The sequence below is a fragment of the Caulobacter sp. P1_B12_2 genome, assembly GCF_056406675.1.
On the sequence record NZ_JBFTZS010000112.1, the window covers coordinates 1 to 11,273 of the forward strand.

11 protein-coding genes and 1 tRNA gene are annotated in these 11,273 nt (G+C 68.5%); 5 read left to right on the top strand and 7 right to left on the bottom strand.

Going from position 1 to position 11,273, the window contains the following annotated elements; genetic code table 11:
* The 4 genes from AC1DZ6_RS09210 to aroA all read right to left on the bottom strand — a co-directional run.
* The coding region (locus tag AC1DZ6_RS09210; RefSeq protein WP_477096890.1) for a DUF3857 domain-containing protein at positions 1–1,401 on the bottom strand (1,401 nt) is incomplete at its 3' end.
* A gap of 141 nt (positions 1,402–1,542) precedes the next feature.
* Entirely contained in the window at positions 1,543–3,252 is a 1,710-nt protein-coding gene (gene rpsA, locus AC1DZ6_RS09215; protein ID WP_477096891.1) for a 30S ribosomal protein S1, read from the bottom strand.
* Between the two features lie 132 nt (positions 3,253–3,384).
* A complete protein-coding gene (cmk, locus tag AC1DZ6_RS09220) occupies positions 3,385–4,035 on the bottom strand; it encodes a (d)CMP kinase (protein WP_477096892.1) in 651 nt (216 codons plus the stop codon).
* Between the two features lie 2 nt (positions 4,036–4,037).
* Positions 4,038–5,369 (bottom strand): 3-phosphoshikimate 1-carboxyvinyltransferase, encoded by a 1,332-nt coding sequence (gene aroA / locus AC1DZ6_RS09225; RefSeq protein ID WP_477096893.1) that lies wholly within the window; start codon positions 5,367–5,369, stop codon positions 4,038–4,040.
* A 115-nt stretch (positions 5,370–5,484) separates the two neighbouring features.
* Between aroA and AC1DZ6_RS09230 the strand changes: the two genes are divergently transcribed.
* The 3 genes from AC1DZ6_RS09230 (at position 5,485) to AC1DZ6_RS09240 (ending at position 6,962) form a co-directional block, all read left to right on the top strand.
* On the top strand, positions 5,485–5,952 hold the full coding sequence (locus AC1DZ6_RS09230; protein WP_477096894.1) for a TIGR02300 family protein: 468 nt from the start codon (positions 5,485–5,487) through the stop codon (positions 5,950–5,952).
* A 190-nt stretch (positions 5,953–6,142) separates the two neighbouring features.
* A tRNA-Ala gene (locus tag AC1DZ6_RS09235) sits at positions 6,143–6,218 on the top strand.
* A 171-nt stretch (positions 6,219–6,389) separates the two neighbouring features.
* Complete coding sequence (locus AC1DZ6_RS09240) at positions 6,390–6,962, top strand: hypothetical protein (protein ID WP_477096895.1); 573 nt, start codon at positions 6,390–6,392, stop codon at positions 6,960–6,962.
* A gap of 152 nt (positions 6,963–7,114) precedes the next feature.
* Here AC1DZ6_RS09240 and AC1DZ6_RS09245 read toward each other — a convergent pair whose 3' ends face one another.
* Positions 7,115–8,086, bottom strand: coding sequence for an alpha/beta fold hydrolase (locus tag AC1DZ6_RS09245; protein WP_477096896.1), 972 nt, complete (start codon positions 8,084–8,086; stop codon positions 7,115–7,117).
* A gap of 122 nt (positions 8,087–8,208) precedes the next feature.
* Here AC1DZ6_RS09245 and AC1DZ6_RS09250 point away from each other — a divergent pair, with 122 nt between their 5' ends.
* Positions 8,209–9,036 (top strand): helix-turn-helix domain-containing protein, encoded by an 828-nt coding sequence (locus AC1DZ6_RS09250; RefSeq protein WP_477096897.1) that lies wholly within the window; start codon positions 8,209–8,211, stop codon positions 9,034–9,036.
* 59 nt (positions 9,037–9,095) lie between these two features.
* Positions 9,096–10,046 (top strand): EF-hand domain-containing protein, encoded by a 951-nt coding sequence (locus AC1DZ6_RS09255; protein WP_477096898.1) that lies wholly within the window; start codon positions 9,096–9,098, stop codon positions 10,044–10,046.
* Here the strand turns inward: AC1DZ6_RS09255 and cysQ are convergent.
* Positions 10,043–10,819 (bottom strand): 3'(2'),5'-bisphosphate nucleotidase CysQ, encoded by a 777-nt coding sequence (gene cysQ, locus AC1DZ6_RS09260; RefSeq protein ID WP_477096899.1) that lies wholly within the window; start codon positions 10,817–10,819, stop codon positions 10,043–10,045. The genes AC1DZ6_RS09255 and cysQ overlap by 4 nt on opposite strands.
* A gap of 69 nt (positions 10,820–10,888) precedes the next feature.
* Positions 10,889–11,074: a DUF3553 domain-containing protein gene (locus AC1DZ6_RS09265; protein WP_477096900.1), complete on the bottom strand. Its 186-nt coding sequence runs from the start codon at positions 11,072–11,074 to the stop codon at positions 10,889–10,891.
* Positions 11,075–11,273: the final 199 nt, after the last annotated feature.

Sequence of the window (11,273 nt, forward strand, 5' to 3'; positions counted from 1 at the left end):
GCGCAGGATCATGGTCATCCGAGTCGGAGCCGGTGCGTCCAGCCCCGCCGACGCGTCGATGTGCATGACGATATCGCTGTCCGGAACCGCCAAGGGCGGCTGCGCGATCTCGATCAGGCCGGCCCCGCCCGCCTGGATGGGCAGGCCCCAGCGGAAGCCGGGCGGCCGCAGGGTCTGAAGCCCGCCGCGATCCCCGGTGCGCGTGCCGTCCAGCCAGTAGTCAGCGCCGTCGATATGGGCGCGCACCAGAACATGGTTGAACTGGGCGGCGCTGGGCACCCGCAGATTCAGGCCGTCGCCGCCCGCGGTGGCCACAAGCACCGGCTCGGCCTGGACGCCCAACTCGCGCAGCAGCGCCAGAAGYAGGACGGTCTTGGCCTTGCAGTCGCCGAACCGCCGCGACCAGGTCAGGTCGGCCGGCGTGGGGCGATAGCCGCCGTCGCCCATGCCGAGGAACAGGTAGCGCGTCTTCTCCTCGACCAGCTGGAGCGCGGCGAAGGCCCTGATCTTGGGATCGGCGCTGGCGGCGACGATCGCGGCCGCTTCGGCCTTCAGCGGCGACCCGGCCGACAGGGTCGAGGCCTCGGTGAACAGCGGCGCCATCCGGGCCGAGATCTCGTTCCAGTCGCGGAAGGTCGAGGCTTCCAGCTGGCCCACGCGCTGGAAGCGGGCCGGGGCGCCGATCGGCGGCCGGGGCGCGGTGACGTTGGCGACGTCGACCGTCAGTTCGTGGGTCTTGCCGGTCATCGAGACCTTGGGCGCCGGATAGCCCGCCGTCGCCTTCCAGGTCATCGGCACGCCGTCGGGCCACAGCAGCCGCACGCGATAGCGCGACGCGACCCCCGCCCAGCCCATGCGCTCGGAATCGTTGCTGGCCCCGCCGAACAGCGGCTCGCTGTGCTGCAGGCTGTAGGACCAGTCGACGACGTCGCCGACCTGCAGGTCGTTGAGCTGGAGACTGGCGGTCATCCGCCCGTCCAGCATGGCCCGCTCCATGTTCTTCTCGCGCCGCAGGACCAGCACGTCCTTGCCGCCCTTGAGCAGGTCGATCGTCTGGCCGTTCCGCACGATGGTCAGGCCGTGCAGGGTGAGCCGCTCGCGCGCCGGATCCCAGGTCATTGACCGCGAGCCCGACCCCGCCAGCCCCTCGGGCTTGGCGATGCGCACGACCCGGCGATTGTAATAGGTGATGCCCTGGGCGTCGGCGAAGGCCTGGTTGTCGTCCAGCAGCATCTGGATGGCCGGCGGCGGTTGGCCGTCGTCGGAGGCCGCCGGGATCGGAGCCGCTTGCACCCATTTGGCGGGCGGGGCGTAGATCGGCTTCTCGTCGGCCTTGGCCTGACCCGCGCCGAAAGCGCCCCCTGCGAGGATCGCGGCCGCGACCGCCAAGGATTTCAGCATGCGAACGCCCCCAAAGCCACGCGGCGCCTGCACGCCAAGTCACAACCTTAGGCAGTCGTAGCAAGCTTCCGGACAAAAGAAAACGGCGGCCGGATCGCTCCGGCCGCCGTTCCTTTTTAGCTTTCGCGGTGAGGCGAAGGCTTAGTCCTTGGTGGCCCGCTCGCGCAGGGCGGCGCCGAGGATGTCGCCCAGCGAAGCGCCGGAGTCCGACGAGCCGAACTGCTCGATGGCTTCCTTCTCTTCGGCCATTTCCAGCGACTTGATCGACATCGAAACGCGGCGAGCCGCCTTGTCGATGTTGACGATCTGAGCGTCGATGCGGTCACCCACAGCGAAGCGCTCGGGGCGCTGTTCTTGACGGTCGCGCGACAGGTCCGACTTGCGGATGAAGGCGGTCATCAGGGCGTCGTCTTCACCGAAGCGAACTTCGATGCCGCCGGTGGTGACTTCCGTCACCGTGACGGTCACGGTCTGGTTCTTGCGGTAGGTGTCGCCCGACATCGGATCGCCGCCCAGCTGCTTGATGCCCAGCGAGATGCGTTCCTTCTCGACGTCGACGTCCAGGACCTTCGCCTTGACGATGTCGCCCTTCTTGTAGCGAGCCATGGCTTCTTCGCCCGACGCGCTCCAGTCGATGTCCGACAGGTGCACCATGCCGTCGATGTCGTTGTCGAGGCCGATGAACAGACCAAATTCGGTCGCGTTCTTGACTTCGCCTTCGACGGTCGAGCCGACCGGATGGGTTTCGAGGAACGAATCCCACGGGTTGGCCAGAGCCTGCTTCAGGCCCAGCGAAACGCGGCGCTTGGACGGATCGACGTCCAGCACGACCACGTCGACTTCTTGCGAGGTCGAGACGATCTTGCCGGGGTGGACGTTCTTCTTGGTCCAGGACATTTCCGAGACGTGGACCAGGCCTTCAACGCCGGCTTCCAGCTCAACAAACGCGCCGTAATCGGTGATGTTGGTGATGCGGCCCGTGAACTTGGCGCCGACCGGGTACTTGGCTTCGACACCATCCCACGGATCCGACTGCAGCTGCTTCATGCCGAGGCTGATGCGCTGGGTGTCCGGGTTGATCTTGACGATCTGCACCTTGACGGTGTCGCCGACGGCCAGGACTTGCGACGGGTGGTTGACGCGCTTCCAGCTCATGTCGGTGACGTGCAGGAGGCCGTCGATGCCGCCCAGGTCAACGAACGCACCGTAGTCGGTGATGTTCTTGACGACGCCTTCGCGGATTTCACCCTCTTGCAGCTGCGACACCAGTTCGGTGCGCTGCTCGGCGCGGGCTTCTTCCAGGATGGCGCGGCGCGAGACGACGATGTTGCCGCGCGGACGGTCCATCTTGAGGATGGCGAAGGGCTGTTCCTTGCCCATGAGCGGGCCGACGTCGCGCACGGGGCGGATGTCGACTTGCGAGCCGGGCAGGAACGCCGAGGCGCCGCCCAGGTCGACGGTGAAGCCGCCCTTGACGCGACCGACGATGGCGCCGAGCACGGGTTCGTTCTTGGCGTAAACGCCTTCCAGACGGGTCCAGGCTTCTTCGCGCTTGGCCTTTTCGCGGCTGATGACCGCTTCGCCCAGGGCGTTTTCCAGGCGTTCCAGGAAGACTTCGACCGAGTCGCCGACCTTGATGGTGGGCTTGCCGGTTTCGTCGACGCCGAATTCCTTCTGGGGAACGCGACCTTCGGTCTTCAGACCGACGTCGATGATCGCGAAGTCCTTCTCGATCCCGACAACGATGCCCTTGACGACGGTGCCTTCCGCGAAGTCGCGGCCGCCCATGGAATCGTTCAGCAGCGCTTCGAAATCGTCGCGCGTCGGGTTGAAGCTCATATCGTCAGCCATGCTGATGTTTAGTCTCGTGTTGTGGGAAGCCCTGTGACGAGCGCCGTCGAATGACGGTTCTCGGGATTCCGGGTGATGTGGGTTTTTGATGCGATCCACCGCGTCCTGAGCGGCGGCGAGGCGGGCGGTGGATTAGCCCTTGGGGTTTCCCCACCGGGCGCGCGCCGTCTCGACGATGCGGCGGGCCGCATCGAAGGCCTGGTCTATAGTCATTTCCGACGTATCAAGCAAGACGGCGTCGGGAGCCTGGGTCATGGGCGAATCCGCGCGGCCGCCGTCGCGTTCGTCCCGCTTGAGGATATCGGCCAGGATTTCGTCGTAGCTGACGCCCTCACCCTGCCCGACCAGTTGCTTCCAGCGACGGTCGGCGCGGATCTGGGCCGAGGCGGTGACGTAGAGCTTGGCTGGAGCGTCGGGGGCGATGACGGTGCCGATGTCGCGGCCGTCGATCACCGCGCCGGGCTCCTGGGCCGCGAACCGCAGCTGGAACTCGCGCAGGGCCTGGCGGACCGGCGTATGCACCGCCACGCGGCTGGCCAGCTCGCCGGCGGCCCGGGTGCGCAGCTCGGGCCGCTCAAGCTCGGCGGGCTCCAGGGCCAGCGCCGCCGCCGTCGCCGCGTTCACGTCGTCCAGATCGCCGCCGCTGTCGGCGACCTTCACCCCCACCCCGCGATAGAGCAGGCCGGAGTCGAGCAGCGGGTAACCGTAGAGCGCGGCCAGGCGCGAGGCGATCGTGCCCTTGCCCGAGGCGGCCGGACCGTCGACGGCGATCATGAAGCCCATGATCAAGCCTCGACCAGATCGCCGCCCAGGCCGCGCATCATGTCGGCGAAACCGGGGAAGCTGGTGGCGATCATGCCGGGTTCGTCGATCTCGACCGGCTGTTGGGCGGCCATGCCGAGGATCAGGTGGCTCATGGCGATGCGGTGATCGCCGTGGGTGTGCACCAGGCCGCCGCCACGCACCGGATGATTACCGCGGGTCGTGCCGACCACGGTCATGCCCTCGGGCTCTTCCTCGACGGTGACGCCGCAGGCCTTCAGGCCGGCCGCCGTCAGGGCGATGCGGTCGCTTTCCTTGACGCGCATCTCGCCGATGCCGCGCATCACGGTCGAGCCCTCCGCGAAGGCCGCGGCCACCGCCAGGATCGGATATTCGTCGATCATCGCCGGGGCGCRCTCGGGCGGCACGACGACGCCCTTCATGTTCGGCGAGTAGCGGGCGGTGATGTCGCCGACCTGTTCGCCGCTGGCCTCGCGGACGTTCGAGATCACCAGGTCCGCGCCCATTTCCTGCAGCGTCGTGAACAGGCCGGTGCGCAGTTCGTTGAGCATCACGCCCTCGACCGTCACTTCCGAGCCGGGGACGATCAGGCCGGCCACCAGCGGGAACGCCGCCGACGACGGGTCGCCCGGCACCGCCACGTGGGTTCCGGTCAGCTTCTGGCCGGCGGGCAGGCGGATGTGGCGGACGCCGTCCTGATCCTCGACGATCACCTCGGCCCCGAAGGCCCGCAGCATGCGCTCGGTGTGGTCGCGGGTGGCCTCGGGCTCGATCACCTCGACCCCGCCCTCGGCGTGCAGGCCGGCCAGCAGCACGGCCGACTTCACCTGGGCCGAGGCCATCGGCAGCTTGTAGGACAGGCCGCGCAGATTGCCGCCCTTCAGGGTCAGCGGCAGGCGGCCCTTGTCGCGGCCCAGCCACGTGGCGCCCATCCGGGCCAGCGGATCCAGCACCCGGCTCATCGGCCGGCCGCGCAAGGAATTGTCGCCGGTGAAGGTGGCGCACAGCGGAAAGCCGGCCGCCGCGCCCATGATCAGCCGCACGCCGGTGCCGGCGTTGCCGCAGTCGACGACGTCGGAGGGTTCGACGAAGCCGCCCTGGCCCTCGATCCGCCAGCGGCCGACGCCCTCCTGCTCGACCCGCGCGCCGAAGCTGCGCATGGCCTGGGCGGTCGCCAGAACGTCCGCGCCCTCCAGCAGACCCTCGACCGTGGTGGTCCCCGAGGCCAGCGCGCCGAGGATCATCGACCGGTGCGAAATCGACTTGTCGCCCGGCGCGCGAACCGTCCCGCGGAGGGGTCCACCGGGGGTGCTCTTCAATCCAGCCGCCGTCATGCCGCCACCGGCCTCCGTATCACGCGCTTTTCACGAGGGGATTGCTTTTGACAGCGGCCCCCGGCCATGGCAAGTGACCCGCCGCTTTCCCCATCTGGATCAAAGGGTCGCCAACTTGGCCAATCCCGAACTGGGCGCAAAACAAATTTGCCCCAACTGCCAATCGAAATTCTACGACCTGGGCCGCCGCCCGGCCGTATGCCCGAAGTGCGGCGAGTCGTTCGATCCCGAAGAGGCGCTGAAATCGCGCCGCGTCCGCGCTCGCTCGATCACCCCGGACTATGACGCCGAGGACGAAAAGCCCGCCCCCGCTCCCAAGGAGGAGGATGGCTTCGAGGACGAGGTCGATGAGACCCCGGAAATCGACGCGGCCGCCGAGGAAGTCGTCGAAGCCGATGACGACGACACCGATCCGACCGTCGCCCCGGCCCCGGCCGCCGACGATCTGGGCGTCGATTTCTCGGAAGACGAAGACCTCGCCGAGGACGAAGCCGACGACGTTCCGTTCCTCGAGGACGAAGACGACGAGGACGTCCTGGACGACGAAATCGAAGGTCTGCCGGGCGCTGGCGACGACGACTGACGTCGTCCGCACCCATCGGAAAATTGATCGAACAACGGTCCGAAAGATTTTCCGAAAAAAGTACGCCGGGAGGGTTGATCCAAAAATCCTCCCGGCATAGGTTCCGCGCCTCTTCGGGGGCCACCCACTCGGGACCGCCGGAGACACTGAGGAACACCAACGCTTCCCACCGGGAAACTTGGCAAACCTTGGGGCTTTAGCTCAGCTGGTAGAGCGCTTGCATGGCATGCAAGAGGTCAGCGGTTCGACTCCGCTAAGCTCCACCAAGACGGCCGCTTCCCTAAAGGGAGCGGCCGTTTCCATATCCGGCGCCCGGTTCGGCGGCGCCCCACGACGTCCAGGGCGCTCGAAGCGCGGATGCAACCTTCCCGACAAAAAACGATCTCGTCCTGCGTCGGTTTGACGACCACAGTGCTTCCATGTTCGGAGGCCTGTTCATGCGATCAACCCAATCTCTTCCCCACTCCCCCCTCGCCGTCGCCGTCGCCGCGACCTTGCTGCTGGCGAGTCCGGCCCTGGCCCAGACGACAGAGCCGTCCAGGACCCAGCAGATCGAGCAGGACGCCGCCACCGTGGCCAAGTCGCCGCTCAAGGACGTCGGCGTGGTGAAGGACAAGATCCCCCAGGTGCTGATCGACGCCCGCACCGGGACCTACACCCTGCCCGCGCCCCTGACCTGCAAGACGATCTTCGACGCGGTCGACGCCCTCGACGCCGAGCTGGCGCCCGACCTCGACGCCCCGTCCACCCAGATCAAGAGCGGCATGTCGGCCACCGAGATCGGCGAGACCGTGGTCCACGGCCTGACGCCGCTGCGCTCGTGGGTCCGCAAGCTCAGCGGCGCCGAGAAGAACGCCAACGAGGTCCAGGCGGCGATCATGGCCGGCTCGGTCCGGCGCGGCTACCTGAAGGGCGTGGGTCTGCAACTGGGCTGCAAGCCGCCGGCCGCGCCGCTGGGGGTGACGTTGCCCGCGGCCGCCAAGCCCGCGGCCAAGCCGAAGAAACACTAGTAGGCCCTCTCCCCGTGGGGGAGGCGATCGCGAAGCGATCGGTGGGAGGCGTCGTCGGGTCGTCGATCCTAGACCTGGCTATCAGCCGATCCCCCCTCCGCCGGCTGCGCCGACACCTCGCCACAGGGGGAGGAGTTATTCAGCCTGGCCCCTCACGCGCCCCACAACTTCCGCGCTTCCTCGGCCACGACGTCCGGATACTCCTCCGGCCAGAACAGCTTGGCCTTGGGCAGCCGGCGCACGCCGCGCGAGTTGGGCAGGATGGCGTCCAGATAGTCCGGGCTCTGCTTGGCGAAGATGTCGTCGGCCATGCCCCAGACGATGCGGGTGGGAGCCTTGCATCGACGCAGCGCCGCCTCGATCCCGGCCAGGGGATTGGGGTCGAGGCCCAGGGTGTAGGCGTTGACCAGGGCCTTGCTGGCCGGGGTGGCGACCAACGGGCCGAAATACATCGCGATCGCCGCGTCGGTGGGCTGGCTGGGGTCGGAGAAGCACATGCCGCCGAAACCCTCGGGCGAGCGGGCCAGCTTGGGATCGTTGAACCAGGGAACCAACCACTGGTCGGGATAGATCCCCTCGCGGGCCAGGGCCAAAACTGGCTGCAGGGCCGGCGGCGGGCTGTCGGGCTCGACGTCGCAGTTGGTCAGCAGCAGGGTGCGAACCCGATCCGGAAAGCGGGTGACGAAGATCTGGGCGACGGCCCCGCCGCTGTCGCTGGCGATCAGGTCGACCGTGGCGATCCCCAGCGTGTCGAGGAACACCGCCAGCATGTCGGCCTGGTCGGACGGCGTGACGCCCTGACCGGCGGCCACCTGGGTGAAGCCCAGGCCCATGGAGTCCGGGGCGATGCAGCGGCGATCGCCCGACAGCCGCTCGAAGGCCCCGCGCCATTGGAAGCTGTTCAGCGGGAAGCCGTGCAGGAACAGGGCGCCCGGTCCGGCGCCGCGCTCGACATAGGCGATATCGCCGAACTTGGTCGGCAGGTAGCGGCGGGCGGCGTTCCAGGCGCGCGCGGCCTCGGCGTCGTCCTCGGCGCGGGGCAGGACGCCTTCCGCCTTGCCGGCGCCGGCCGCGACCAGGGCGGTGAGGCCCGCCGCGGCGGTCAAGAACTGTCGTCTTTGCATCGTCCGATCCTCATGGCGGGAGCACGGCGCCCCGATGCGGCAAAGGACTAGAACCGCCCGATCATCGGCTCCATGACCTGCGAGGTTATGGCGATCATGCCCGGCGCGGTTAATGTCAGGTCATGAACACGATGACCTCGCCGCCTCGGGGGGCGCCTGCCACCGCCGATCATCCACTGGGCGACCTGTTGCGCCAGTGGCGCGGCGCTCGCCGGATGAGCCAGATGGACCTGGCGCTGGAGGCCGGGATCTCGACCCGCCACCTCAGCTATGTCGAGACCGGCAAGGCCCGGCCCAGCCGCGAGCTGGTCGCCCTGCTGGCCGGGGCGCTGGACATGCCCATGCGCGACCGCAACGCCCTGCTAGTGGTCGCCGGCTACGCGCCCGGCTACCCCGAGACTCCGCTGTCGGACCCGCAGATGGCCCTGATGCGGCGGGCCATCGAGTTCATCCTGGCCCAGCAGGAGCCCTATCCCGCCTTCGTGGTCAGCCGACATTGGGACGTGCTGATGGCCAATGAGGGCCTGGCGCGGGTGTTCGGCTGGCTGCGCGACGGGGTCCAGCCGCACGGCAACATCATGCGCCAGGTCTTCGACCCGGCCGACATGCGGCCCTTCGTCGAGAACTGGGAGGAGGTGGCCGGCGACCTGATCAGCCACCTGCATCACGAGGCGGCCACCGATAAGCTCTCCCGCGCCCTGCTGGACGAGGTCCTGGCCTATCCGGACGTGCCGGCCCGCTGGGAGCGCCGCGAGCTGGGCGCCGCGCCCCTGCCGCTGATGACCGTCACCTTCCGCAAGGGCGACCAGCGCCTGACCTTCTTCTCGACCCTGACCACCTTCGGCACCTCGCGCGACATCACCCTGGAGGAGCTGCGGGTCGAGTGCATGTTCCCCGCCGACGACGAGACGGCGGCCTTCTGCAAGGCGCTGGCGAAAGACGCCGCCTAGGAGCCAATACAACCTCTGGCGCCAAACTTGCTGACCGGACCTCGACAGGAGGGCCGTTCATGGACATCAGCGCGAGCAGCGGGGCCGCCGAGGCCTATCGGGCGTTCCACCACGAAACCCGCCTGGGGCTGCCGCTGTCCCTGGACAGGGCCGGCGGCGCGATCCTGGCCTCGGTCAAGGACCAGGTCTTCAAGACGTTCGACGCCGATCAGGACGGCAAGGTCACGGCGCAGGAAATCGCCAAGCTCGGCAATAACGACCCGGACAAGCTTGCCGACAAGCAGACCCTGGTCTCGGTTTTCGACCGCAACGGAGACGGCGCGCTCGACGCCGGCGAGTTCGGCGCCTCCAAGCTCCTGACCGGCAAGAACCTCCAGACCCTGCTGGGCGTGCAGGACGAGGCGGGCGTCGCCGGCTGGCTGATTTCGCGGGCGGACACCGACGGCGACGGATCGCTGTCAGCCGAGGAATACGCGACCGTGGCCTCGCCCAGCGTGCGCTCCGGCCGGATCGTGGACGGCGAGAGCGTCTGGGACCCCGCCGAGACGGTCAACGCCGAGATGTTCGGCTGGACCGACGCCGACAAGGACGGACAGCTGTCGGCCGAGGAGCTGGCCACCAAGCTCAAGGCCGCGCCGCAGATCTACCGCTTCGGCGATTCCAGCCAGGCGACCGGCGCCCTCGCCGCGCGCAATGACGGCGACGGCGACGGGGTCCTGTCGGCCGATGAACTGAAGGCGGCGGCCAAGGCGCAAGACCTGGATCCAGGCGCCGTCGACGACCTGATGCGATCGGCCGATCGCGACGGCGACGCCCGGCTTTCCGCCGACGAACTGCGCGCGGCCAGTCAACGGCGTCCGAAGCTGTTCCAACTGGGCGGGGTCGGCGGCGTGCCCGACATTCCCTCGACCGGCGAGGTGCTGCTGGCCCGCCTGCTGAGCTCGACCGTGCGCGCCTTGAACGACCAGATGACGTCGGAGCTGGGCGGCGCCCTGAACCGGACGGCCTAGGCGCCGCGCGCCACGAACCAGCCGTTGCGGAAGCCCTGGTCGGCCTTGCCGTATCTGAAGGCCTCACCCTCGGGCGTGGTGAAACGGCCGCCGGCGGCGATCAGGATGGCGTGACCGGCGGCGGTGTCCCACTCCATGGTCGGCCCATGGCGCGGATAGATGTCGGCCGCGCCCTCGGCGATCCGCACCAGCTTGATCGAGCTGTCCATCGGGGCGCGCAAGCTGAAGCCGTACTGGGCCGCCAGCTCGGTCGCCCGCTCTTCCTTCATCGTGTGGCTGACCAGGGCCAGGGCCTGGCCTTCGGGCCAAACCCTGGCCTGGACGCGGGTTTCCGCGCCGCCGGGAACGTCGCGCTTGAGCACGCCCTCGGCGCTGGTGAACCAGACCTCGCCGGTCGCCGGGGCGCAGATCGCGCCGGCCACGGGGACGCCGTTGTCGATCAGGCCGATATTGACCGTGAAGTTGGGATCGCCGCGCACGAAGGCCTTGGTGCCGTCGACCGGATCGACCAGGAAGAAGCGCGGGCCGATGGCCTCGGGCGTGCCGAACTCGCTGGCGTCCTCCTCGGAAATCGCCGGGATTTCGGGAAAGCGTTCGGCCAGCCGGGCCAGGATCAGCCGCTCGCCGGCCTTGTCGGCCTCGGTCACCGGGCTCTCGTCGGCCTTGCGAACCACGTCCAGCTCTGTGCGCCAGAAGGGCAGGATGATCTCGGCGGCCGCCTCGACGATCGTGGCCAGGTCGCGGCCGTAGTCGGCCAGGTTCGCGATGGTCATCTAGGTCCCTCCAGAGCATGGGCTCGCCCATGCTCCGCTCCTTTTGGTTCTGAGAGTCATAGCCTTCGGCTAGGACCCTCGGGGGTCGTCGCCGACGAACTGCAGGGTGACGCGCGTCGCGTCGATGGTCTGCTTGCCGGCGTCTTCGAAATTGACGGTCACGCGATGGCCGATCACCGACTGCACCTGGCCCAGGCCCCAGTCAGGCTGGTCGGGATGGCGCACGAGGACGCCTGGCTCGAGAAACGGATCCATGACGCGTCCTGATAGGACGGCGGCAGCGTTTGCCAAAGTCCCAAATCACGCCAAAGATCGCGCCATGACCGACGCCGCCGCCCCCACGCCGCCCAACGCCCCCTCGGCTGACGCTCCCGAGTTGAACGTCAACGGCCCCGACTTCGCCGCCCTGGTGGCCGCGCGGCTCTGTCACGACTTCATCAGCCCGGCCAGCGCC